General features: G+C 38.5%; 26 protein-coding genes and 1 other annotated feature. Of the genes, 7 read left to right on the top strand and 19 right to left on the bottom strand.

The genetic code is table 11. The annotated features are described in order from the left end of the window. Positions 1-5: 5 nt before the first annotated feature. The 10 genes from smpB to ybeY form a co-directional block, all read right to left on the bottom strand. Positions 6-473: an SsrA-binding protein SmpB gene (gene smpB, locus TZ94_RS08190; RefSeq protein WP_006150623.1), complete on the bottom strand. Its 468-nt coding sequence runs from the start codon at positions 471-473 to the stop codon at positions 6-8. Beyond that, positions 436-2,778 carry a ribonuclease R gene (rnr, locus tag TZ94_RS08185; RefSeq protein WP_045615848.1) on the bottom strand — a complete coding sequence of 781 codons (2,343 nt, stop codon included), beginning with the start codon at positions 2,776-2,778 and terminating at the stop codon, positions 436-438. The genes smpB and rnr overlap by 38 nt, the downstream gene beginning before the upstream one ends. Positions 2,779-2,873: 95 nt before the next feature. Continuing rightward, positions 2,874-3,107: a preprotein translocase subunit SecG gene (gene secG / locus TZ94_RS08180; RefSeq protein ID WP_045615847.1), complete on the bottom strand. Its 234-nt coding sequence runs from the start codon at positions 3,105-3,107 to the stop codon at positions 2,874-2,876. Between the two features lie 39 nt (positions 3,108-3,146). Beyond that, a complete protein-coding gene (gene rpmG / locus TZ94_RS09625) occupies positions 3,147-3,296 on the bottom strand; it encodes a 50S ribosomal protein L33 (RefSeq protein ID WP_045615846.1) in 150 nt (49 codons plus the stop codon). Next, the gene (locus TZ94_RS08170; RefSeq protein ID WP_045615844.1) at positions 3,296-4,495 is read right to left on the bottom strand and encodes a multidrug efflux MFS transporter; all 1,200 of its coding nucleotides are present in this window, start codon (positions 4,493-4,495) and stop codon (positions 3,296-3,298) included. The genes rpmG and TZ94_RS08170 overlap by 1 nt, the downstream gene beginning before the upstream one ends. Next, positions 4,482-5,087 (bottom strand): dephospho-CoA kinase, encoded by a 606-nt coding sequence (coaE, locus tag TZ94_RS08165; RefSeq protein ID WP_045615843.1) that lies wholly within the window; start codon positions 5,085-5,087, stop codon positions 4,482-4,484. Before coaE ends, TZ94_RS08170 begins: the two co-directional genes overlap by 14 nt. A 5-nt stretch (positions 5,088-5,092) precedes the next feature. Continuing rightward, positions 5,093-5,911: a DNA-formamidopyrimidine glycosylase gene (gene mutM, locus TZ94_RS08160; RefSeq protein WP_045615842.1), complete on the bottom strand. Its 819-nt coding sequence runs from the start codon at positions 5,909-5,911 to the stop codon at positions 5,093-5,095. 48 nt (positions 5,912-5,959) lie between these two features. Next, a complete protein-coding gene (gene era, locus TZ94_RS08155; RefSeq protein WP_003004993.1) occupies positions 5,960-6,859 on the bottom strand; it encodes a GTPase Era in 900 nt (299 codons plus the stop codon). 17 nt (positions 6,860-6,876) lie between these two features. Continuing rightward, entirely contained in the window at positions 6,877-7,272 is a 396-nt protein-coding gene (locus TZ94_RS08150; protein WP_045615840.1) for a diacylglycerol kinase family protein, read from the bottom strand. Further along, the gene (gene ybeY / locus TZ94_RS08145) at positions 7,253-7,750 is read right to left on the bottom strand and encodes an rRNA maturation RNase YbeY (RefSeq protein ID WP_045615838.1); all 498 of its coding nucleotides are present in this window, start codon (positions 7,748-7,750) and stop codon (positions 7,253-7,255) included. The genes TZ94_RS08150 and ybeY overlap by 20 nt, the downstream gene beginning before the upstream one ends. A 104-nt stretch (positions 7,751-7,854) precedes the next feature. On the opposite strand from ybeY, the gene TZ94_RS08140 reads away from it, so the two are divergent. Next, the gene (locus tag TZ94_RS08140; RefSeq protein WP_045615836.1) at positions 7,855-9,507 is read left to right on the top strand and encodes an Rqc2 family fibronectin-binding protein; all 1,653 of its coding nucleotides are present in this window, start codon (positions 7,855-7,857) and stop codon (positions 9,505-9,507) included. Positions 9,508-9,569: 62 nt separating this feature from the next. After that, a complete protein-coding gene (locus TZ94_RS08135) occupies positions 9,570-10,430 on the top strand; it encodes a YitT family protein (protein ID WP_045615834.1) in 861 nt (286 codons plus the stop codon). A 63-nt stretch (positions 10,431-10,493) separates the two neighbouring features. Here TZ94_RS08135 and nox read toward each other — a convergent pair whose 3' ends face one another. Next, on the bottom strand, positions 10,494-11,873 hold the full coding sequence (gene nox, locus TZ94_RS08130) for a H2O-forming NADH oxidase (RefSeq protein ID WP_045615831.1): 1,380 nt from the start codon (positions 11,871-11,873) through the stop codon (positions 10,494-10,496). A gap of 318 nt (positions 11,874-12,191) precedes the next feature. On the opposite strand from nox, the gene TZ94_RS08125 reads away from it, so the two are divergent. Genes TZ94_RS08125 through TZ94_RS08115 form a run of 3 tightly spaced genes read left to right on the top strand, consistent with a single transcriptional unit; the run spans position 12,192 to position 15,014 of the window. Beyond that, positions 12,192-13,112, top strand: a complete 921-nt coding sequence (locus tag TZ94_RS08125) for an FAD:protein FMN transferase (RefSeq protein WP_045615827.1) — start codon at positions 12,192-12,194, stop codon at positions 13,110-13,112. Between the two features lie 34 nt (positions 13,113-13,146). Then, the gene (locus TZ94_RS08120; RefSeq protein ID WP_045615826.1) at positions 13,147-13,752 is read left to right on the top strand and encodes an NADPH-dependent FMN reductase; all 606 of its coding nucleotides are present in this window, start codon (positions 13,147-13,149) and stop codon (positions 13,750-13,752) included. A 17-nt stretch (positions 13,753-13,769) separates the two neighbouring features. Next, positions 13,770-15,014: an NAD(P)H-dependent oxidoreductase gene (locus TZ94_RS08115; protein ID WP_045615823.1), complete on the top strand. Its 1,245-nt coding sequence runs from the start codon at positions 13,770-13,772 to the stop codon at positions 15,012-15,014. A gap of 85 nt (positions 15,015-15,099) precedes the next feature. On the opposite strand, the gene TZ94_RS08110 is transcribed toward TZ94_RS08115, so the two are convergent. From TZ94_RS08110 to rplJ, 6 genes are all read right to left on the bottom strand, one after another. Further along, positions 15,100-15,357 carry a DUF896 family protein gene (locus TZ94_RS08110; protein WP_016465955.1) on the bottom strand — a complete coding sequence of 86 codons (258 nt, stop codon included), beginning with the start codon at positions 15,355-15,357 and terminating at the stop codon, positions 15,100-15,102. A gap of 29 nt (positions 15,358-15,386) precedes the next feature. Next, positions 15,387-17,423, bottom strand: coding sequence for a glycine--tRNA ligase subunit beta (gene glyS / locus TZ94_RS08105; RefSeq protein ID WP_045615821.1), 2,037 nt, complete (start codon positions 17,421-17,423; stop codon positions 15,387-15,389). Positions 17,424-17,639: 216 nt separating this feature from the next. Further along, positions 17,640-18,557 (bottom strand): glycine--tRNA ligase subunit alpha, encoded by a 918-nt coding sequence (gene glyQ, locus TZ94_RS08100; RefSeq protein WP_000038760.1) that lies wholly within the window; start codon positions 18,555-18,557, stop codon positions 17,640-17,642. 35 nt (positions 18,558-18,592) lie between these two features. Then, positions 18,593-18,964, bottom strand: a complete 372-nt coding sequence (locus TZ94_RS08095) for a GFA family protein (RefSeq protein WP_045615819.1) — start codon at positions 18,962-18,964, stop codon at positions 18,593-18,595. Positions 18,965-19,372: 408 nt separating this feature from the next. Beyond that, positions 19,373-19,741, bottom strand: coding sequence for a 50S ribosomal protein L7/L12 (gene rplL, locus TZ94_RS08090; protein ID WP_001196964.1), 369 nt, complete (start codon positions 19,739-19,741; stop codon positions 19,373-19,375). A 75-nt stretch (positions 19,742-19,816) separates the two neighbouring features. After that, positions 19,817-20,317 (bottom strand): 50S ribosomal protein L10, encoded by a 501-nt coding sequence (rplJ, locus tag TZ94_RS08085; protein WP_045615818.1) that lies wholly within the window; start codon positions 20,315-20,317, stop codon positions 19,817-19,819. 38 nt (positions 20,318-20,355) lie between these two features. Beyond that, positions 20,356-20,491 (bottom strand) — a sequence feature (ribosomal protein L10 leader region). 635 nt (positions 20,492-21,126) lie between these two features. Here rplJ and TZ94_RS08075 point away from each other — a divergent pair. Both TZ94_RS08075 and TZ94_RS08070 read left to right on the top strand, forming a co-directional pair. After that, the gene (locus TZ94_RS08075) at positions 21,127-21,654 is read left to right on the top strand and encodes an ECF transporter S component (RefSeq protein ID WP_045615814.1); all 528 of its coding nucleotides are present in this window, start codon (positions 21,127-21,129) and stop codon (positions 21,652-21,654) included. 10 nt (positions 21,655-21,664) lie between these two features. Next, positions 21,665-22,180, top strand: coding sequence for a transcription repressor NadR (locus TZ94_RS08070; protein WP_045615812.1), 516 nt, complete (start codon positions 21,665-21,667; stop codon positions 22,178-22,180). On the opposite strand, the gene TZ94_RS08065 is transcribed toward TZ94_RS08070, so the two are convergent. Then, positions 22,177-22,644: an 8-oxo-dGTP diphosphatase gene (locus tag TZ94_RS08065; protein WP_045615811.1), complete on the bottom strand. Its 468-nt coding sequence runs from the start codon at positions 22,642-22,644 to the stop codon at positions 22,177-22,179. The two genes, TZ94_RS08070 and TZ94_RS08065, sit on opposite strands and share 4 nt — an antisense overlap. Before the next feature lie 12 nt (positions 22,645-22,656). Next, positions 22,657-23,097 (bottom strand): hypothetical protein, encoded by a 441-nt coding sequence (locus TZ94_RS08060; RefSeq protein WP_045615809.1) that lies wholly within the window; start codon positions 23,095-23,097, stop codon positions 22,657-22,659. Positions 23,098-23,099: the final 2 nt, after the last annotated feature.

Genomic DNA, 23,099 nt, shown 5'->3' with positions numbered 1-23,099 from the left:
TCTTTCTATCGATGGTTAACAGCTTTCATAACACGCGCAATATCACGATTTTGCTCACGACGTTTGATAGACTCACGTTTATCATAATCGTGTTTCCCTTTTGCAAGTCCTAAAAGTAACTTGGCATAGCCATCTTTGATATAAACTTTAAGAGGAACCAAGGTCATACCTGTTCCTTTAGTTTCTTGCTCCAATTTCTGGATTTGTTTTTTATGAAGGAGAAGTTTACGACGACGTTCTGGCTCCTGGTTCCAGATGTTGCCCTCTTCATAAGGAGCGATATGGACATTACTCAGCCAAACTTCCCCATTCTTAACCTGGGCAAACCCATCTTTCAGATTGATGCGGGCTGCTCGAACACTCTTGATTTCAGTTCCTGTTAGGACCATTCCTGCTTCTAGCGTATCTACAATTGTATAGTCGTGGTGCGCCTTTTTATTTTGCGCGACGACCTTTCCCTCGCCCTTTGCCATGCTTGGCTCCTTTCTTTGCTACTTCTTTGTAAAAAGGTTTCTTGCTCTTTTTCTTCTTGTCTTTTGGAGAATGCTTGCGCTTATCACCTAAACGACCAGCTTTTCTCTTGTCTTCTTTCTTATCCGAACGACGACCTCTATCCTTACGGCCAGAGTCTTTCAAACCTTTCTCAATCACATCAAATTCACTTGGAATAAAGGAGAAATCAATCTCACCACTCATCTTATCGGCTCTTTCAACACGAATACGAATCTGCTGTCCCACACGGAAGGTTGTCCCTGATTTCTCCCCACGGAGGGTTAAATCGCGTTCGTTAAAATGGTAAAATTCAGGTAGATTGGTAATGTGAATCAATCCCTCAACTGTATTTGGTAATTCAACAAAAAGACCAAATTTAACAATACTTGAAACAACTGCATCATACTCTTCACCAACGTACTCTTCCATGTATTCAGCTTTTTTCATAGCTTCGACTTCACGCTCTGCCTCGATGGTACGACGCTCACGATTAGAAGACTGGGTAGCAATCTCTGGAATTACTTGTTCAAAATGCTCCGCTACTTCCTTAGAACGTCCATAGTCACGAATCATCCGATGAACCAAGAGGTCTGGATAACGGCGAATCGGACTGGTAAAGTGAGTATAATAGTCCGCAGCTAGTCCATAGTGACCATGATTATGCTCTGAATAACGAGCCTGTTGCATCGAACGCAGAAGAATCATGGATAACACATCTGCATAAGGCTCACCTTCAACAGCACGCATGATGTCTTGAAGAACTTCCTGACTAATCTCACTAGCAGTCCCATAAATTCTCAAGCCAAAACTTGAAGCATAATCAATAAACTTTTGAACTTTCTCAGCTTTAGGTTCCTCATGAATACGATAAATAAAAGGTAAGTCCAACTTGCTAAAATGCTTGGCAACCGTTTCGTTAGCAATCAACATAAAAGACTCAATCATACGTTCAGCAACACCACGATGTCGAAGAACAATGTCAACTGGCTTGCCTTTTTTATCTACCAAAATCTTAGCTTCATTGGTATCAAAATTGAGGGCTCCACGCTTAATTCGCATACTTTCCAAAGTTTCATGGAGCTTGGCCATAAGTTCGATACTAGGAACAATTTTCTTATACTCTCGTCTCTTCTCCTCGTCACCTGCTAGGATGTCATTGACATCACTATAAGTCATACGGAAACTTGTCTTGATAACAGTCTGTGTAATCGTATAATTACGAACACGACCATTTTTATCAATCTCCATAATAGCAGATTGAGTCAAGCGGTTCACTTGAGGGTTAAGAGAACAGATACCGTTTGAAAGACGCTCTGGTAGCATTGGAACTACACGGTCTGTCACGTAGACGGAGGTCGCCCGATTGAGGGCTTCCTTATCAAGGGCAGAACCTTCCGTTACATAATATGAAACATCCGCAATATGAACTCCTAGTTCAATATTTCCATTTTTTAATGGTTTGATATGAACAGCATCATCCAAGTCTTTTGCATCCGCACCATCTATAGTAAATGTAATTTCATTCCTAAGATCCAATCGTCCTTCAAAATCCTTCTCAGATGGTACATCCGGTACATTTTCCGCTTCTTTGAGAACAGCCGCTGGAAACTCAGAAACGATATCCATGGACTCTAGTACTTCTAGAACATCAATTCCAGCATCTGTCGAATGCCCTACCACATCCAGAACACTTGCTACAAAGAAATCATGCTTTTTACTTGGGTACTTTTCAATAAAGACCTTGAGAACTTCTGTGCCTTCTAACTTGAGAGCTGGTTTCTTTACGTAAATTGGTTGGCTAATTTTTTGATTTTTAGAACGGATATAACCAGCATACTTGGGCTTTTCTTCATCAAGAATAATTTGCCCAACCACAGTCGTTAGACTGTGTTCTAGAATATCGATAATCTTTGCTTCTGCAGCAGTTCCTTTTTGACGATTCGCAACCTTCTTAATTACGATTTCAACAGTATCTCCGTCAATAGCATAGTTGACATCATTCTTCCCAACAAAAAGATCGTCTTCTTCTCCCTCTATGCTAACAAAACCAAATCCATTTTTGTGAGCATGGAAAATTCCTTTTAGGGTAATCTCATGTTTTTTCTTCTGTTCTAGGGTTAAACTTCCATCTTCTTCAAAACGAATTTGGTGCTTTCTTTCCATCAGAGACAAAGTTTTGATGAGCTCACTAAAATCCTTAGAGCTCTCCTTTTCCAGAGCTTGAGCTAGCTCATTTACTGTTGCTCGTCCTTTCTCTTCTATAAATTCTTTTATTTTATCTTTCATATTTTCTTTCTAGATTTGTGAATTTTCTTTTAGTGTAAACCTTATTTCTCTTTAAAATAAAAATAGGCTAAGACCTAGTCTCGCCCATTATTTTCTTATCTACTTGATAATACCGTCAATGCTAAGGCAATGGCTAGCCAGAAAAAGACTAAAATTCCTGTCAAACGTTGCATTACGGCTTCAAAACCACGCGCTTTGCTACGTTCAAACAAATCACCCGAACTGGCATCAAATACATTGCTAGATTGGTTTTTAGTTGGTTGCATAAAAATTGCAATCACAATCACAACAGATAACAATAATAAAATGGTTAATAATAGGTTATACATATCAAACTCCTTAAAATCTTTATTATTTTACCATAATTTCTACTTAGATTCAAGATGTAGAGTTACTTTTCTTTCTTTCGGACAATACTTTAAGACTTCAATCTTATCTGGATGTGTTTTAGAGTTTTTACTGGTTAGATAATTGATGCAACCACAAGAGGAGCATTTTAAATTAATTTTTACGCGCACTAGATTTCCTTCACTTTTAATAATGTTCTAAATTGGATAAGGTTAAAAGAGCAACTAAGAGCTACGCAGAGAGCTGTTGCATAAAATACTGAATGGTAACCAAATTGACCTGCTACTGTTGATCCTGCAAAGGGGCCTATCACTCCTCCTAGATAAAAGAAAACTTGATTAAAGGCAAATACTCTTGATATGCCAGCTTTGGGAGTTATTTTACTGAGGAGTGCATTGACACCCGGTATCAGAGCGCCTGTACCTAGCCCGAATAGAAAACGATAGAAACCTAATTGAAATGGGCTTGTCGCGTTTGCACATAATAAATAAATAACAACTGAATAACTCTGAGCTACGACAAGTAGTCGATGATTTCCCACCTTATCTCCTAGTTTACCCATGACTCCTGCACTCATCATACTTGAAAATCCCATACTGGATACAATCAAGCCAGAGACAAAGAGAAGATTCTCTTTCTGCCCAAGATCTCGTACATAGAGAGCAAGGATAGGACCTATCGATTGTGCAGCAAACTGAATTACAAAACTGGTTAGAAAGAGGTTTAGCAGAAGAAAGGGATATTTCACAGAGGTAAAAAGCTCTTTTGTTGGGAGTTCTTTTTCTTTTGATACAGGTTGAAAGTCTTCCTTAATAAAAAGAATTGTTAAGATAGCTGCCAAAAACAGAAAACTACCTACCAATAAAAAGACATTTCGAATTCCAAAAATTTCTGCAATGAAACCACCAACAAAAGGGCCCGTCAGCGTACCTGCAACAACACCAGTTGATAAAGTCCCTAGAGCGTATCCCGACCTATCTTTGGGAACTTGACTAGCAATCAAAGCTGTCGCATTGGGTACGAAACCTGTAAAAACGCCATTGAGAAAACGTAGAAACAAGAGCCAGAAAACATTTGGAACAAAAGCCAGTCCTCCCATGGTAATAGTCATGGCTAGTCCCGCACGAATCATCATAGGTTTTCGACCATATTTGTCTGCTAAGATACCCCAGATTGGTGATACAAAGGCTGCAGAAATAGCAGAAACAGAAATAGCCAAACCTGAATAAAAAGCAACTTGATCCCCTTCAACTCCTAATTGTTCCACAAAAATGGGCATAAAAGGAACAACGAGAGAAATGCTGGCTCCAGTTAAAAAACAACCAAACCAAGCAATACGAAGATTATCCTTCCAACTAATGTCTTGCATGGACATCGCCTCCTTCAAGTAAGGTCACTACTTGACTCAGAAGCTGATCACGACTGCCATTATTATCTATAATATGATTAGCCAATTTTTTCTTTTCTTCTAAAGACCATTGAGAAGCCAAGCGAGCTTCAGCCGATTCTTTAGATAAATGATTTCTTTTCATCAAACGTTCTAATTGAACATCAGGTGATACATAAACCAACCAAGTTTCATCAAACCAAGCAGTATAGTCTTGTTCAAAAAGCAATGGAATATCCATGAAAAATACATCCTCAGTTTGAGCTAACTTGTCTCTCAAAGCCCTCAATTCTTCACGGATGATTTTGCCTTGAGTTTCTTTAGACCATTCTCTCTCCTCAGAGTTAGAAAAGATAAGACTGGCAAGTAATGGTCGATTCAGTTCCCCATTTTCAAGAAGAATTTTCGCACCGAAGTGCGCAACTAACATCTGATAGAGTCGACCACCAGGTTTCTGCAGTTGGTGGACATGGGCATCCGCATCCACTACTTCAAACCCTTTTTGTCTTAGAAATTCTGTGACGGTGGACTTACCGGATGCAATACCACCTGTGATTCCAATTATTCTTCCCATCACTTTCACCTTTGACATTTGGAACAAAAGTGGGTTCCTCGACCACCAAACTGAATTTTTTCGATAATAGCCCCACAGCGAGAACAAGCTTGCCCAGTTTTATCATAGACCTGATGAAATTCTTGCATGGTTCCATCCTCACCAAAAGCATTGGTGTAGGTACGAATCGTTGAACCACCCTTTTCAACAGCCTCACCTAAAACCTTAATCGTTTCATCGTGGACTTTTATGGCCTCTTGGGTGCTTAAACTATTAGAAGTTCTAGAAGGATGAACTTTCGCTCTCCAGAGAACTTCATCTACATAAATGTTTCCCAATCCTGCAACTAGCGTCTGGTCAAGCAAATGAGATTTAATTGGCTTTTTAGACTTTTTCAAGGCAAGTTTAAATCTTTCTAAATCAAAGTCTTGCTCAGTTGGTTCAGGGCCCAGTTTTTTTGATATAAAGTAAGAATCCAATAGTTCAGGAGCCAACAGTTCCATGGTCCCAAATTTGCGTACATCCTCATAGACTAGAGTGCCTCCGTCTTCAAAGTTGATAAATACATGAGCATGTTTTCGTGTAGGAATCTCATCAGGATAATAAAAATATTTACCCTCCATTCGCAGATGAGAAATTAAAATCTTATCAGATAAGTGAAAAAGTAGATATTTCCCACGACGACCCATTGTCTCGACAACTTGTCCTGGCAATTCCTTTTGAAATTGTCCAAAATCTGTCTTAATCATCTTGGGATAACTGATTTCAACACTTGATATTTTCTTTCCCAAAATCATTTTTTCCAGTCCGCGTCGAACTGTTTCGACCTCTGGTAATTCAGGCATAGCTCCTCCTTCTCTAAAAACAAGAAGCAGGCTACCGCCCACCTCTTCTTAATATTCTTTTTCGTTATAGCCAAAGTCAGCCAAATCTAGCTTTTTATCGCGCCAATTTTTCTTAACTTTGACCCATGTTTCTAGGAAGACCTTGTCCCCTAGCATGAGTTCTATATCCTTACGCGCAAGGGTACCAATTTTCTTGAGCATGGCACCACCTTTACCAATGACAATCCCTTTTTGGCTGTCGCGCTCGACCATAATAGTTGCTCGGATATGAACTTTATCAGTCTCCTCATCTCGTTTCATAGAATCTACCACTACTGCAACTGAATGCGGAATTTCTTCACGAGTTAAGTGTAACACTTTTTCACGAATCATCTCAGAAACCAAGAAACGTTCTGGATGGTCTGTAATTTGGTCCGCTGGGAAATATTGGAAACCTTCTTCAAGGTTTTCACTGAGAATGTCGATTAAACGTGAAACATTATTTCCCTGAAGTGCTGAAATTGGAACAATTTCCTTAAAGTCCATTTGACTACGGAAGTCATCGATTTGAGCCAAAAGTTGGTCTGGGTGCACCTTGTCAATCTTGTTGACCACAAGGATTACCGGAACCTTAGCAGCCTTGAGTCGTTCGATAATCATATCGTCACCCTTCCCACGTGGTTCATCAGCAGGAACCATAAAGAGAACGGTATCGACTTCACGAAGAGTGCTATAGGCTGACTCTACCATGAAATCTCCAAGAGCCGTTTTGGGTTTGTGAATTCCCGGTGTATCGATAAAGACGATTTGTTCCTTATCCGTAGTATAAATACCCATGATTTTGTTGCGAGTAGTTTGAGCCTTGTCACTCATGATGGCAATTTTTTGCCCCATGACATGATTCAAAAACGTTGATTTCCCAACATTAGGGCGTCCTAAAATGGCTACAAAGCCTGATTTAAATGTCATAGTTACCTCTTTAGTGTTTAAAATAGGATATCCCAAATCCTAGGGATGAAAATGATAAGTCCAGTCACTGCTGCAAATAAGGACACAACAAGAACTGCACCTGCAGCCATGTCTTTAGCCTTCTTTGCAAGCATATCGAAGTGATAATGGCTAGCCAAATCCACTACATTTTCAATAGCAGAATTTAAAATCTCAAAAGCAATTACTAAAAATATGCTTAATAGGAGAAATAGCCATTCAATTTTTGAAACCTGAAAAACAAAGCCTGCAAGAACAACCAAAAGTGATGTTACTGCATGCTTTCTCATATTACGCTCTTCTTGGAAGGCAGTAAAAATACCTGTTAGGGCAAAGTCAAGACTTGATAGCAAGTCCCGATTTTTCCATTTTCGTTTATTGTCTTGTGAGTCCATAGGCTGTTAAAATTTCTTCTTGTAAACCGAACATCTCCGCTTCTTCTTCCGGAGTGTAGTGATCATAACCGTTAATATGTAAAAATCCATGAACCGCTAGAAAACCCATTTCACGTTCGAAGCTATGGCCATACTCCTCAGCCTGCTCTTTAGCTTTGTCAATTGAAATGAATAGCTCACCGATATAAGCATCAAATTCTGACATCATTTCTGCTAAATCAGGGTCTTCTGCCAAATCTTCCTCATCAAAAGCAATTTCTATTTCAGGCTTATATTCAAGGCTGATGACATCTGTTGGACGATCAGTATCACGAAACTCTAGATTGAGTTCATGACTGCGTTCATTGGTCACAAAAGTGACTGCCATCTCCTTGTCTTCTTTTCCAATTTTTTTAGCAGCAAATTCCAAAATTTCTTGTGTTTGCTTTAAAATTTCTTCAGAAACCTGACCAGTTTCATCTACCATTTCAATATACATGTGCTTCTCGATTCTCTTTACTTGGCTTTATTATACCATATTTCTATGATTTTATTCTACCTTTTTGATATAATACTATGGAATACATTCACGAGGAGAGAACGATGTCATTTGATGGATTTTTTTTACACCACATGGTTGAGGAATTGCGTACCAAATTACTAAATGGTCGCATTCAAAAAATCAATCAACCTTTTGAACAAGAATTGGTCCTACAAATCCGTAGTAATCGCCAAAGTCATCGTCTGCTCCTGTCTGCTCATCCTGTGTTTGGACGCATCCAGTTGACAGAAACGACCTTTGAAAACCCTGCTCAACCTTCTACCTTTATCATGGTTTTAAGAAAGTATTTGCAAGGTGCTGTAATCGAGTCTATCGAGCAGATTGAAAACGACAGAATTGTTGAAATCACCGTTTCTAACAAGAATGAGATTGGGGACAATATTCAGGCCACACTTATTATTGAAATTATGGGAAAACATAGTAATATTCTCCTTGTCGATAAGAGTAATCACAAAATTCTTGAAGTTATTAAGCATATCGGTTTTTCTCAAAATAGTTACCGTACTCTCCTGCCCGGTGCTACTTATATAGCTCCTCCAAGTACAGAGGCTCGAAACCCCTTTACCATCAGGGATGAAAAACTCTTTGAAATTCTCCAAACACAGGAATTAATAGCGAGAAACATTCAAAGTCTGTTTCAAGGACTAGGTCGTGATACGGCGAATGAATTGGAAAATTTATTAGTTAATGATAAACTTTCTAATTTCCGTAACTTTTTTAAACAAGAAACTAAACCTTGCCTAACAGATAAGTCTTTTACTTGTGTTCCTTTTTCGAATAAAATAGAGGAACATTTTTCTAGCCTATCACAACTTCTTGATGTTTTTTACAAAGACAAGGCTGAGCGTGATCGTGTGAAACAACAGGCTAGTGAACTTATTCGACGAGTTGAAAATGAACTACAAAAAAATCGTCAAAAACTGAAAAAGCAAAAAAAAGAGTTGCAGGCTACCGAAAATGCGGAGGAATTCAGACAAAAAGGAGAGTTGCTAACAACTTTCCTTCATCAGGTTCCAAATGATCAAGACCAAGTCGTCTTAGATAATTATTACACCAATCAACCCATCACTATCGCTCTTGATAAAGCATTGACACCTAATCAGAATGCGCAAAAATACTTCAAACGATATCAGAAGTTAAAAGAGGCTGTTAAATATCTGACAGAGTTGATAGAGGAAACCAAGGCTACTATTCTTTATCTGGAAAGCGTAGAAACTGTTCTAAACCAAGCTGGTCTAGATGAAATTGCTGAAATTCGTGAGGAATTAATCCAAACTGGATTCATCAGAAGACGTCAACGGGAGAAAATCCAGAAGCGGAAAAAACCTGAGAAGTATATGGCTAGTGATGGTAAAACCATTATTCTCGTTGGACGAAACAATCTTCAAAACGAAGAGTTAACCTTTAAAATAGCACGAAAAGAGGAACTTTGGTTCCATGCTAAAGATATTCCTGGAAGCCACGTTGTCATATCAGGAAATCTGAATCCTTCTGACGAAGTCAAGACAGATGCTGCAGAACTTGCCGCCTACTACTCTAAAGGACGTCTTTCCAACCTCGTTCAAGTTGATATGATTGAGGTTAAAAAGCTTAATAAACCAAGTGGTGGCAAACCTGGATTTGTGACTTATACAGGTCAAAAAACACTTCGTGTCACACCTGATTCTGAGAAAATTCATTCCATGAAACTGTAAAATAAATTCTTATAGTCCAACTCTTACTACTTCATTTTTGTACAAAAATAGGAGGGAGATCTATGCTACGGCAAATTAAATCAACAATAACTATCATATTCGGAGCTGCTATCTTCGCCTTCGGACTCACATATTTTGTTGTTCCACATCATTTATTCGAAGGTGGAGCAACGGGGATAACCTTGATTACCTACTATCTCTTTAACATCCCTATTTCGATGATGAATATCTTGATTAATATCCCTCTCTTCCTACTAGCTTGGAAAATATTTGGACTTAGATCCCTATATTCCAGTCTACTTGGAACCATTGCCGTCTCCGTCTGGTTAGCTATCTTTGAGAAGATTCCTCTCCAGTTTAACCTTGAAGGAGATCTGGTTGTTGTAGCTTTAGTAGCGGGTGTGCTCCTTGGAGTTGGTCTCGGTGTTATTTTCAACGCAGGCGGGACAACTGGTGGAACTGATATTGTCGCACGTATTCTTAACAAATACACCCATATCTCTATTGGAAAATTGCTTTTTGGACTTGATTTTCTAATTCTGATGCTGATTTTAATCATATTCCAAGACCTACGTCTTGTAACCTATACTCTCTTATTTGACTTCATCGTTTCAAGAGTTATTGACTTAATCGGTGAGGGTGGATATGCTGGAAAAGGATTTATGATTATCACTCAAAAACCGATGGAATTAGCCGATAAAATTAACGAAGAACTCGGTCGTGGTGTTACCTTTATCTCAGGACAAGGCTACTATAGCCAAAAGGACTTAAAGATTATTTACTGTATTGTCGCAAGAAATGAAATTGTCAAGATGAAAGAAATGATTCATACAGTTGATCCGATGGCATTTATTACTATCACTGAAGCTCACGAAATCCTTGGAGAAGGGTTTACTTTCCCAGCAAGAGACGAGGTTTCTTAACCTTAAAATAAAAAAAGTAACTTCAATAGTTGAAGTTACTTTTTTTTATTGATATATCATCAATTATTTTTCTGCTGTAAGTGCAGCCATTGTGATGTAGTTGTATGGTTTATTGAAGTGTGGCAAGAAGAATAGGTCTGTCAATGCTAATTTGTCAATTGTAACGTGTTCTTGAATTGCAAGTGAGAACATGTGAATTCCCATGCTAATTGCTGAATCACGAGATACCATTTGAGCACCAAGGATTTCACGGCTGTCTTTATCAAAGACGATCTTGATAGCTACTTCATAGTTGTCATGCTTCATAAATTCTGGTTTTTGAAGATCGTTGAATCCAGTTTCAGTTGCGTTGTAACCAGCAGCTTTTGCTTTTTCAAGTGTCAAACCAGTTGAAACCATGTGAAGACCATAGATTGAGATACCGTTTGATCCTTGAACACCGATTCCTTCAAGCTCATGTCCACAAGCATTGTAAGCACCTACGATACCAGTACGAACAGCGTTTGATGCAAGTGCGATGTAGCTAGTGTCTTTACGAGCGTTGTCATAAACAGTCGCACAGTCACCAACAGCATATACACCTGGGATAGATGTTTCTTGTTTCTTGTCAACAAGGAAAGCACCGTTACGGAAGAGTTCGATCTTACCATCAGCAAGTGCAGTGTTTGGACGGAAACCAACTGCAAGAACAACCATATCCACATCAAATGTTTCTTTGTCAGTGATCAAACGTTCAACTTTTCCTTCACCTTCGATAGCTTTAACAGTTTGACCAAGTGCCAAACGGATGTTGTGGTCTTCCAAGTTTTTAGCCATCATTTGTGTGAAGTCTTTGTCATAGTATCCGTTCAATACAGTGTCAACGATATCAACAAGGACAACTTCTTTTCCAAGACGTTCGAAAGCTTCAGCAAGCTCAACACCGATGTAACCACCACCTACAACAGCGATACGCTCAAGGTGTTTGCTCTTGTCAGCAAGTTTGTTGATAACTTCTTCTGCGTTTTGGTACAATTTAACGAATTGTACGTTTTCAAGAGTTGCTTTGAACTCACGGTTACCTTTAACGATTTCAACGCCTTCGATTGGTGGCAAGATTGGAGTTGAACCAGTAGCAAAAATCAATTTTTCATATGATTCTTTGTGTTCTTGACCTTCAACTTCTGCTGTCACAACTTTATTGTCATAGTCGATTGAAAGAACAGGTGAGTTCATGTAAACTTTAGCACCTTTTGCTTCCAATTTTTCTTTATCAGAGTAGAACAATCCTTCAGCGCCGTCGATTTGTTCACCAATCCAAAGAGCCATTCCACATCCAAGGAATGAAATGTTTGAGTTTTGGTCAAATACAACGATTTCGTTTTCATTTCCAAAGTTGTCCAACATAGTGTTGATACATGCAGTTCCAGCGTGGTTAGCACCCACGACTACGATTTTACTCATAAGATAAATCCTACCTTTATTTTTTTATTTACCTCTCAAGTATACCATTATCTGTGAACGTTTTCAAGACTTTTGACCAGTTTGATGTTATTTAAGAAAGTTTTTGAAAGATATATCAATTTGTTTTCAAAGAGTCCTCATTGATTTGGAGGTGTTTTTAATTTTTTAAGCATATTTCTTGACTTTTTGTAAAAAATAATTTGTGAAAACGCTGACTTTATGATATTCTATTTATATGGAAATAAATTATAAATTCTTAATTTCTTTTTAAATTAAGATTTGTAGCTATTTCTGAGTGATTCGAAGGGAGTTGATTCTTTGCCTCTTAGTTCATCATCTGAGCGATTAATGGGAACTACGATTACTATTTCCTTAGTACATGAACAAGCCGATAATCTTCTCCGTCAAGCTTTTGATTTGCTCAAGGAACTTGAATTCCGCTTCAATGCTAACAGTACTGAATCTGAATTAATGGAAATTAACTATCAGGCAGGTATTGCCCCAGTTAAAGTCCACCCTGATTTGTTTGAACTGATTTCATTAGGTCTAGAACACAGTCTAGCACCTAAAAGTCATCTCAATATTAGTATAGGACCTTTGGTTCAAACCTGGCGTATCGGTTTTTCCGATGCAAAGGTTGCAAGCCCTGAAGAAATTGCTTCATCCTTACCACTAATAGACCCTCATTTTATTAAACTCGATTCAGTCAATTCTACGGTTTTCCTAGAAAAAAAAGGAATGAAAATTGACTTAGGGTGTTTAGCAAAGGGGTATAGTGCAGATAAGGTTGCAGCTTTCTTAAAAGAAAACGGCGTCACTGCTGCTCTTATCAATCTTGGAGGAAACATCCTCACAATTGGGAACAATCAATCAAAAGATGGACGTCCGTGGCAAATCGGCATTCAAGATCCAAATAATCCACGCGGTAATCACCTGATGACCTTGTCTATTACTGGAAAATCAGTGGTTACATCTGGGATTTATGAACGGCATCTTGCAATCAATGGCAAGGATTATCATCACATTTTCGATAGTGAAACAGGCTATCCTATTGAAACGGATTTAGCTAGTTTAACCATAATATCTGACCGATCTGTTGACGGCGAGATATGGACCACACGATTATTTGGCGAACGTAGCGCATCTATTATGTGGCAAGTCGAAAATATTGATGGTATCGAAGCCATCCTCATTGACAAAGATGGACGCCTAGCTTGTTCATCTGGTATCCAACGATAAATCATTAATAATGCAAAAAGAGAAAGGAAAGCCCATGCTTAAACTTATTGCTATTGTAGGAACTAACTCAAAACGTTCCACAAACCGCCAACTGCTTCAATATATGCAAAAACACTTTGCAGATAAAGCTGAAATCGAATTGGTAGAAATTAAAGACCTACCTGTATTTAACAAACCAGCCGACAAACAAATTCCGGCCGAAGCTAGTGAAATTGTTGCTAAAATTGAAGCTGCTGATGGTGTTATTATCGGTACTCCTGAGTATGACCACTCAATCCCAGCTGTTCTTATGAGCGCTCTTGCTTGGATTTCCTATGGAGTATTCCCACTTTTAAACAAACCTGTTATGATTACAGGTGCTTCATACGGTACACTTGGTTCTTCTCGTGCTCAATTGCAACTTCGTCAAATTCTAAATGCTCCTGAAATCAAAGCAAATGTTCTCCCAGATGAATTCTTGCTTTCTCATTCTCTTCAAGCATTTGATCAGAATGGTGACTTAGTAGATCTTGATGTCATCAAAAAATTAGATGCCATCTTTGATGACTTCCGTATCTTTGTTAAAGTTACTGAAAAATTGCGTAACGCACAAGAACTTCTTCGCAAAGATGCTGAAGACTTTGACTGGGAAAAATTGTAAGATAGGAGATCGAAAGAATGAAATTTGTTGGACTTGTTGGATCAAACTACGATCAATCATATAACCGCAAACTCTTGGAATTCATCCGCCGTCAGTTTAAAATTAAATTTGAACTAGAAGTTTTGGAAATCGATGAAGTTCCAATGTTTAACCAAGATGAAAAATGGGATGAAAGCTTCCAATTACGAGTGTTGTACAATAAAATCACTCGTGCAGATGGTGTCATTATCGCAACTCCTGAACACAACCACACTATTTCTGCTTCACTTAAATCTGTTCTTGAATGGCTTTCATTTGAAGTTCATCCATTTGAAAACAAACCAGTTATGATTGTGGGTGCTTCATATTATGACCAAGGTACTTCACGTGCTCAAGTTCATCTTCGTAAGATTCTTGATGCACCAGGAGTGAATGCCTACACATTGCCAGGTAATGAATTCCTCCTTGGAAAAGCTAAAGAAGCTTTCGACGCAAATGGAAACATTATTAACGAAGGAACAGTTAAATTCCTTGAAACTTGCTTAGATAACTTTGTCAAATACGTAGGAGTCGTTTCTAAATTGAAAAAACCAAAACCAATTGAACCAGAAGACTTGGATTGTGGCAAACCAATCGCTACAACTATTACAGAAGTTGATCCAGACGATCCAAACTGGGTAGAAAAAGTTGCAGAAATCACAGGTGCTGTTTCAGGTGATACATATGTTAAACTTGACCATGGTATCTTGACAGTTAACCAAATTGATATGTTCTTGAAAGCTATGCCTTTTGAATTGACATATGCTGATGATAACAACCAATTCCTCTACTACAACAACGCTCACCAAGATCCTGACACAATGTTTGCGAAACGTGTACCATCTCAATCTGGTAGCCGTATGTCAACAGTTCACGGATCACTTCCACCAGCACGTATGAAAAACGTTGAATGGGTTATCGGAACACTTCGTAATGGTAACCAAGAATATGTACGTACAATCGTTCCTGGTTCACCTGCAGGTGTTATCAACACTCACAACTACCAAGCAATGTACTATCCAGATGGATCATATGCTGGTATTAATGAAATCGTCTTTAACTTCCAACCATGGCTTGACTGGTACTTAAAAGAAACTGGTCAACGTTTGGTAGGAGGTAGCGGACCATTTGCTCCTGCTGGAGGGCATGGTGATACAGATGCTACTTCTGGTGCATCTGACGCTGGAGGACATGGTGACGGTGGCCACGGAGCTGCTGATGCTACTTCTGGTGCAAGTAACTAAAAACCAATCTAAAGGGACCATTTTGGGTTCCTTTTTTCAATACAAAAACCTCGGTTAGCTTATACTAACCGAGGTTTTATTTACTTTATGAATTTGGGTCATCAAGACTGCGACCATGCAAACCCTTTTCGCGTTGTACTTGACGAAGTTTTTCAGGTGTCACGTCGTTTCCTTCCTCATCCACGATTTTAATTCCTTCAACGTGGTGACGAACCGCACGACGATAACCTTCGATATATTCTTCACGAAGTTTGGCTTGTTCTACTTTCTCTTCTGCAGTCAAACCTTCTGTTTTTTTCTTTTTAGCAAGCTCATTAATACGAGCGATTTTTTCTGGTGTCATATTTGAACCTCCAATCTACTTTTTAATTTCTATTTTGTATTAAGAAGATTAAAAGCAGCGACAGTTTTTGCTTTATTCACAAGTTCAGTTAGAATAGCTAGACGATTATTCTTAACATCAACATCCTCTGCCATAACCATTGTATTGTCAAAGAATGCATCAATAACAGGACTAAGAGCAAATAACTGCGTTAATTTATCACTAGCTGAACCTTTCAATTCTAGATTTTCTACTGCTTGAGCTAGTTCTTTTTCCTGTTCATTTTCAAAGAGACTAGTATCAACTTTGACTGAACCTTCTGCTTTTTCCGCTAGGTTAAAGGCACGAGATAAGGATTCAACAGCTGGTTTGTAGTCACTATTTAGAGATGCTTCTTTCAGTGCTTCTGCAGCTTCAATCATATCAGAAACAACAAAATTCGAACTTGCGAGAACAGCTTCTTTGATATCTTTTGCAGTAGAACCCATCATCTTATCAACACGAGCTTTAATGAAGTTAAGCACTTCTTCTTGATTATCATAAGTTAGACTTTCAAATGATAAGGCATAAAGGCTCGCAATCAATTCGTCCATTGGAATCTTCCAACCAAAGTCTTCCAAGATTCGAACAATTCCTTGTGTTGCACGTCGAAGAGCATATGGGTCGTTTGAACCTGATGGAATCAAGCCAACCGAGAAGAAAGATAAGAGAGTATCTAATTTATCAGCTAGTGCAAGAATAGCTCCGACTTTAGACTCAGGAAGAGCTCCGTCAGCCGAATCCGGAAGATAGTGTTCACGAATAGCTTGTGCCACTGCTGCGTTCTCCCCAGCAAGAAGAGCATACTTCTCGCCCATGACCCCTTGAAGCTCATCAAACTCACCAACCATACCTGTCAAAAGGTCAAATTTATAAATGGCTGCAGCCCGAGCAAGATCAACAGTTTCATCAACTGATAAACCAGCTTTCTCTGCTAATAGAATAGCAATTTGTCCTGTACGGATCATGTGTTCACGTAATGAACCAATCTTTTCATGGAAGGTTACATGTGATAGTTTAGCTACTAAATCTTCAATTTTCAATTTTTGATCTTCACGCCAGAAGAATTCTCCGTCTTCAAGACGTGCAACTAAGACTTTCTCATTCCCTCGAACAACATTTTCCAAATGCTCTGCATTACCGTTTCGAACAGAAATAAAGTTTGGTTTTAGATTTCCTTCAAGATCACGGACTACAAAGTAGCGTTGATGAGTTTCCATTGAAGTAACTAAAACTTCTTCTGGAACCTCTAGATATTTAGGATCAAAATTCCCAATAAAAGCAGTTGGGTATTCAACCAAATTCAGAACTTCATTCAAGAGTCCTTCATCAATTTGAACCTGAACACCTTGTTCTACTTCAATAGCCTTGATTTGTTCCCGAATCATATTTTCGCGTTCAATGCTATCAGCAATGACATAAACTTTACGCAAATCTTCTTCGTAACTATCAGCATGACGAATTTCCACTTCATGTCCAAGGAAACGATGTCCACGGCTAATTCGTCCCGAATGAATATCTAGAAAGTCCATATCAAGAGCTTCATCATCCAAAAGGACTATCAATGTATGGACCGGACGAATGTATTCAAAGGTATTGTTTGCCCAACGCATGCTAACAGGGAAACTTAAGCTAGCCAAGACTTCTGGAATTCCAGTCAGAACTTCTTCCGCTGGTTTTCCAGCTTCATGCTTGGTTACGTAGACGTATTCTTCACCTTTGATTTCACGGAATTCAATGTCATCTACAGTCAAGCCTTTTCCACGGACAAAACCTTGTGCTGCTTTAGAAAAGTTTCCTTCTGCATCCAAAGCAATTTTCTTAGAAGGTCCTTTAAAATCTTCAGTCAAATCTGTTTGTTGGTCTGCTAAACCAAGTACACGAACAGCTAAACGACGTGGAGTTGAGAAGGTTTGAATTCCTTCATATGAAAGGCGGTTGTCATCCAAGAAGGCTGCCATTTTTTCGCCGAGTTGTTTTTCACTTGGTGTGACAACGTAGGCTGGTAACTCTTCGAGTCCTAGTTCTACTAATAAGTTTTTTGTCATGTTTTTTCCTTTACACAATCAATTAATTTTCTTCAACAAGACCTTTAGTAGTGGGGGACGCAAGCAAACCTTCGGTTTCATTGCTAACTGCCAAGCCTTAAGTCTCGTCAGTTCCCCAATCGGATAAGAAACTTCTTACCCGACTTTCACTACAGCGGTCTTGTTTTATTTAGCGACCTACGGTCGACTTTCAGTCATTTATTCCCGTAATTCTGTCTATTCTTCCTCTTCTGCTAGGAGTTTAGCGCGTGTGGCTTCATCTAGAAGTGGGTAGCCAAGTTTCTTACGTTCTGCGACGAAGGTTTTTGCTACGACACGGGCCAAGTTACGGATGCGGGCAATGTAACCAGCACGTTCTGTAACTGATACCGCTCCACGAGCATCAAGCAAGTTGAAGGTGTGTGAACATTTCAGAACGTAGTCATAGGCTGGGTGCACAAGGCCTAATTCCAAAGCACGTCCAGCTTCTTTTTCAAACTTTTCAAAGTTTTCAAGAAGCATATCTTGGTCAGAAACTTCAAAGCTGTATTTTGAATGCTCATATTCTGGTTGAAGGAAGATTTCTCCGTATTTAACACCTGGAGCCCATTCGATATCGTAAACAGAATCTACTTCTTGGATGTAAGAAGCCAAACGTTCCAAACCATAAGTGACCTCAGCGGTAACAGGGCCAGTTGCTAAACCACCGACTTGTTGGAAGTAAGTGAACTGAGTGATTTCCATCCCATCAAGCCACACTTCCCATCCAAGACCAGCTGAACCAGTTGATGGGTTTTCCCAGTTATCTTCAACGAAACGGATATCGTGTTCCAATGGATTGATACCTAATTTTTCCAAAGACTCAAGGTAGAGCTCTTGGATATTTGATGGAGATGGCTTCATAACCACTTGGAATTGGTGGTGTTGGTAGAGACGATTTGGATTTTCTCCGTAACGACCGTCCGCTGGACGACGAGATGGTTCTACATAAGCCGCATTCCATGGTTCAGGACCAATGGCACGAAGGAAAGTATAAGGACTCATGGTTCCCGCACCTTTTTCGTTATCATAAGCCTGCATAAGCATACAACCCTGGTCATTCCAGTATTGTTGCAAAGTAAGGATAATTTCCTGGAAAGTCAATTTTTTAGACATTATTTACTCCTTTAATTTATATTATCTTTTTAGGTTTATTTATCAAGCATCCAAGAAAAAGCTGGGTCCTGAAAAATATGACGTTTAGGAACAGTTTGTAAATTCTGATCGCATTCATCTATTGTACCTAATTTCAAAGCACAGACTTCTGGTATATTTTCTTGAACAGTGAAAATTTGACTATGACAGTTCTGGCAGTAATAACGCTGTTTTCCTGGAGAAGAACTATACGTAACAAGCTTTTCTTTTCCATGCAATACTAGATTTTTACTGCTAACTTTGGCATTAACTGTATAGGCAGACGCAGTTGCTTTCCGACAGAATGAACAGTGGCAAAAAACTAATTCAGATAATTCCTCATCTAGAGTGTAAGTCACTGCTTTACATAAACAAGATCCTTTAAGCATTGTACTCCTTTCTACTTAGGCATTAGACAAATTCAAAAAGAACCGAATTTCAACACCCAAGCCTTGCGACTAGGGGCGTCAGAAACGCGGTTCCACCCTAATTTATTACTTCATTGTTTTTGAAAATACTACAGAAAGCGCCACACTTATCTCTTAACCACCTGACTCTCACTATCTCAGGCTCGCTTAGAATCTACCGATAAGATATTCTTTCTTGCGTCTATTATAACAAAATGAAATTCAAAAGTAAATTATTTTCATAAGGAATCTTTTCTAAATCATCTAAACTAGACACACCAATTTAACATCGTTGTCCCTTTTTTGCCCCTTTTTGAACAAAAAGAAAAACCGCTACTCCTAAGAATAGCGGTTTAATCATGTTTTTAAGCTACAAATGTAGTCGCTCTATTATTTAAGAGTAACTGAAGCTCCAGCTTCTTCCAATTTAGCTTTGATTTCTTCAGCTTCTGCAGTTGGAACGCCTTCTTTGATGACACCTGGTGCACCATCAACAAGTTCTTTAGCTTCTTTAAGTCCAAGACCAGTGATTTCACGTACAACTTTGATAACGCCAACTTTTTTGTCGCCAGCAGCTGTCAATTCAACGTCAAATGAGTCTTTAGCAGCACCAGCGTCAGCAGCACCAGCTGCAGCAACAGCTACAGGAGCAGCTGCAGTTACACCAAATTCTTCTTCGATAGCTTTTACAAGGTCGTTCAATTCAAGGATTGAAGCTTCTTTAATTTCAGCAATAATGTTTTCAATGTTCAATGCCATTGTTATTTCCTCCAAATAAGTTTAAATTTAATTTTGTTAATTTTTTGTAGCTAGGCTACGCTGCGTAGCTTATAATTAAGCTGCGTCTTCTTTGTTGTCTGCAACCGCTTTGACTGCAAGAGCAACGTTGCGCACTGGCGCTTGAAGTACAGAAAGGAGCATAGAAAGAAGTCCTTCGCGGTTTGGAAGAGTTGCAAGAGCAAGAATCTCTTCTTTTGATGCGACAGCGCCTTCGATTGCACCACCTTTGATTTCAAGTGCTTCAGCGTTTTTAGCAAAGTCGTTCAAGATTTTCGCTGGTGCGATAACATCTTCGTTAGAAAATGCTACTGCAGATGGTCCAACAAAAACAGATGCAAGATCTTCAAGTCCAGCTTGTTCAGCCGCACGACGTAAGATTGAGTTTTTAATAACTTTATACTCAACTTCGCTTCCACGAAGCTCACGACGAAGAACTGTATCTTGTTCAACTGTCAAACCACGAGCGTCTACAACGACGATTGATGCAGCAGCTTTCATTTTCTCAGCTACTACGTCAACTAGTTCCGCTTTCTTAGCAATAATTGCTTCACTCATTAGTGTGTTCACCTCCGTAATTATTTTGCTTGGGGAATTTTTCCAAAAGAAAAACGCGCCCAAACCTAGACACGAAAGTACAATACGCTTCTTTTTACATGATACGTTTTGTCCTCGGTAGGATATTTATGAGTCTTGCTCCCCTACTGTCTTAGGCAGTTTTTTCAAACCGTTTATAAGTATATCACAAGAATTCTATCAAAGCAAGTATTTTTTAAAAAAATTTGAGTTTTTTCTAAATTCTACTGCCACTTAGAGAAGAATATTTTTTATATTTTTTCAGTAAATGGAAAAGATTGGCATCAAGGTATTATAGATTAAGAGCGCATGAAAGAACAACATTAACACATGAAATATGAATGGAGTATTTCCCGTGGTTTGAATGTCCTGATAAGATTTTTGACTGTCTAAGAAAAAAGTTAATGACAAGAAAAGTAGGATTATGCCATAAATAATGCTAATGTGATAAAGAATGAGCCCTATGATACTGAAATAGAGGAAACCGAATATGGGTATCGAGAAAACAATCAGAGCTAAGGAACCAAATGCGATTCTTATTATCGAAATCATTAAGAAACTATAGGCTGAAAATGTGGTAAATTTTGATACTTTGAATTCTGTTTTTTTCTGCTTGGATAAATAATGAATGATAAAAATCGGATAAAGAATATCTACCATCTTGACTCTCTATTCTTACTAAGATACTTTACTTTATTTTAACTATTTTTCTCCAGAAATGCAATTTGCTCCTTGACTAGTTTAAAATTTTAGTGTACTATACAACTGTATATACAGAAAAAGGAGTTATTATGAATATACAAAAGAAAACCCAATTCATGACTTTAACCGCATTGCTAACCGCTATCGCTATTTTGATTCCCTTGGTGATGCCCTTCAAGATTGTTATTCCACCCGCTTCTTACACTCTAGGAAGCCACGTTGCAATCTTTATCGCTATGTTCCTTTCTCCTTGGATGGCAATCTTTGTCATTATAGCTTCTAGCCTAGGATTCCTCATGGCTGGTTATCCGATCGTTATTGTACTTCGAGCTTTCTCCCATATCTTTTTCGGTACTTTGGGCGCCTTCTATCTGCAAAAACATCCTCAAACCTTAGATAATCCAAAATCTTCTTTGATTTTTAACTTTATCCTAGGTTTGGTTCATGCCATCGCCGAAGTCTTTGCTTGTATTATCTTCTATGCTAGTACAGGAACAGACCTAAAAAATATGTTCTATGTTCTCTTTGTATTGGTTGGTTTTGGAACTATTGTTCATAGTATGATAGACTATTACTTAGCATTAGCTGTTTATAAAGCACTAAAAAAACGCCATTAAGAAAGAGACTATGACAAAAAATAGAAAAGAAACCCTTTTACAACTCTTAAAAGAAGCTCAAAAACCTCTAAACGGACAAAGCTTAGCAGAACATTTTCATGTCACTCGCCAGATTATTGTTCAGGACATTGCTGTTCTTCGTGCAGATGGTGCTCCTATCCTATCAACCAATCGTGGCTATATCTATAAAGAAAACAAAGCTAATTCTTTTGTTCATAAACTCTTTAAGGTCAAACATAAAGAGGAAGATATGGAGCAAGAATTACTTGCTATCGTTGATAACGGAGGACGGGTTCAAAATATCCTTATTGACCATCCTGTCTACGGGGAAATCGAAACCCTCCTCAAACTAAGTTGTAGACGCGATGTGGAGCACTTTTTAAACCAAGTTAAGACGTCTGATTTTCGCCCCCTATCTGAATTGACAGATGGTATCCATTATCACTTAATTGAAGCAGAAAATAAACAAGACCTCCTCTATATTGAGAAGGCCTTGGACCAGCTTGGTTATTTAGTAAAAGATTAGAAGGTTTTCTTTTCCCACCCGTCCTCTGTACGGTGACGGTAGAAAAATTCAGACTTGTCTGGAGCTTCCATCATCTCCATCAAAGGTAACATATCATAAGCCAGATCCAAATTTGGAATCTGGTCTTTTTGTACCCAGGAAACTTCTCCTTCATCTGAAGAACGAAGGGTACCAGAGAACTCAGTAGCCTTATAACAAAAGACAATATAACGCTCACCTGTATCTAACGGCCAATTTTTAATGCCGACAAGTTGAGGATTTTGAACCGTTAGGCCTGTTTCCTCATAAATTTCACGAATAACAGATTCTGCAAAAGCCTCTCCATTTTCAACATGGCCTCCTGGAAAGGCATAGCCAGACCAATGGTTGCTTTCGGGTGATCGATACTGCATAACCACGCGCTGCTTTTCTAGATCTTCAATCATACAAATATTTGTTAAAATCGTTAATTGTGCTCGAGACATAGGATTCACTTTCTAAGGGTTATTTTCTATCATGTACTTAACTTTAGACTTCATAATCAAAGGATTAACTAAGTCATGATATTCACGAGTATCATCAAGAAAAGAACCCCTATTAATCCTTATCTCTTTGTCTTTACTATTGACTTGATAGTCTATACTGATAGGCATGGCTGAGTCTGGAATAAAAGATAGGAAAAAGAATATCACTAACCAGATTAAAAGAGCGAAAAAGCCACTGAGAGTCTGAAAAATTAAATGATGCCATTGAAAGATTCTAGTTTTATAGAAGATAGTCCATGGATGAATAAATAAAGTAAGGCAAAGACTAAATAACCAGATGTTCCACACAATAGGTGTAAAAGCAAAACCGAACAAGCCTAAGATAAAATGAATCAGGACAAATACAAGAAACATAAGGTAAAGAATCCTAAATATAGTTAGATGTTTTAGCATGA

Source organism: Streptococcus infantis, from assembly GCF_000960085.1.
Taxonomy (GTDB): domain Bacteria; phylum Bacillota; class Bacilli; order Lactobacillales; family Streptococcaceae; genus Streptococcus; species Streptococcus infantis_C.
Note: the sequence above shows the minus strand (reverse complement) of the source record. Positions and strands in the feature narration are given on the sequence as shown.

Bases quoted from the DNA above. Each gene is read 5' to 3' on its own strand.
- smpB (WP_006150623.1), bottom strand. From the start codon at position 473: ATGGCAAAGGGCGAGGGAAAGGTCGTCGCGCAAAATAAAAAGGCGCAC.
- rnr (WP_045615848.1), bottom strand. From the start codon at position 2,778: ATGAAAGATAAAATAAAAGAATTTATAGAAGAGAAAGGACGAGCAACA.
- secG (WP_045615847.1), bottom strand. From the start codon at position 3,107: ATGTATAACCTATTATTAACCATTTTATTATTGTTATCTGTTGTGATT.
- TZ94_RS08170 (WP_045615844.1), bottom strand. From the start codon at position 4,495: ATGCAAGACATTAGTTGGAAGGATAATCTTCGTATTGCTTGGTTTGGT.
- coaE (WP_045615843.1), bottom strand. From the start codon at position 5,087: ATGGGAAGAATAATTGGAATCACAGGTGGTATTGCATCCGGTAAGTCC.
- mutM (WP_045615842.1), bottom strand. From the start codon at position 5,911: ATGCCTGAATTACCAGAGGTCGAAACAGTTCGACGCGGACTGGAAAAA.
- era (WP_003004993.1), bottom strand. From the start codon at position 6,859: ATGACATTTAAATCAGGCTTTGTAGCCATTTTAGGACGCCCTAATGTT.
- TZ94_RS08150 (WP_045615840.1), bottom strand. From the start codon at position 7,272: ATGGACTCACAAGACAATAAACGAAAATGGAAAAATCGGGACTTGCTA.
- ybeY (WP_045615838.1), bottom strand. From the start codon at position 7,750: ATGTATATTGAAATGGTAGATGAAACTGGTCAGGTTTCTGAAGAAATT.
- TZ94_RS08140 (WP_045615836.1), top strand. From the start codon at position 7,855: ATGTCATTTGATGGATTTTTTTTACACCACATGGTTGAGGAATTGCGT.
- TZ94_RS08135 (WP_045615834.1), top strand. From the start codon at position 9,570: ATGCTACGGCAAATTAAATCAACAATAACTATCATATTCGGAGCTGCT.
- nox (WP_045615831.1), bottom strand. From the start codon at position 11,873: ATGAGTAAAATCGTAGTCGTGGGTGCTAACCACGCTGGAACTGCATGT.
- TZ94_RS08120 (WP_045615826.1), top strand. From the start codon at position 13,147: ATGCTTAAACTTATTGCTATTGTAGGAACTAACTCAAAACGTTCCACA.
- TZ94_RS08115 (WP_045615823.1), top strand. From the start codon at position 13,770: ATGAAATTTGTTGGACTTGTTGGATCAAACTACGATCAATCATATAAC.
- TZ94_RS08110 (WP_016465955.1), bottom strand. From the start codon at position 15,357: ATGACACCAGAAAAAATCGCTCGTATTAATGAGCTTGCTAAAAAGAAA.
- glyS (WP_045615821.1), bottom strand. From the start codon at position 17,423: ATGACAAAAAACTTATTAGTAGAACTAGGACTCGAAGAGTTACCAGCC.
- glyQ (WP_000038760.1), bottom strand. From the start codon at position 18,557: ATGTCTAAAAAATTGACTTTCCAGGAAATTATCCTTACTTTGCAACAA.
- TZ94_RS08095 (WP_045615819.1), bottom strand. From the start codon at position 18,964: ATGCTTAAAGGATCTTGTTTATGTAAAGCAGTGACTTACACTCTAGAT.
- rplL (WP_001196964.1), bottom strand. From the start codon at position 19,741: ATGGCATTGAACATTGAAAACATTATTGCTGAAATTAAAGAAGCTTCA.
- rplJ (WP_045615818.1), bottom strand. From the start codon at position 20,317: ATGAGTGAAGCAATTATTGCTAAGAAAGCGGAACTAGTTGACGTAGTA.
- TZ94_RS08075 (WP_045615814.1), top strand. From the start codon at position 21,127: ATGAATATACAAAAGAAAACCCAATTCATGACTTTAACCGCATTGCTA.
- TZ94_RS08070 (WP_045615812.1), top strand. From the start codon at position 21,665: ATGACAAAAAATAGAAAAGAAACCCTTTTACAACTCTTAAAAGAAGCT.
- TZ94_RS08065 (WP_045615811.1), bottom strand. From the start codon at position 22,644: ATGTCTCGAGCACAATTAACGATTTTAACAAATATTTGTATGATTGAA.
- TZ94_RS08060 (WP_045615809.1), bottom strand. From the start codon at position 23,097: ATGCTAAAACATCTAACTATATTTAGGATTCTTTACCTTATGTTTCTT.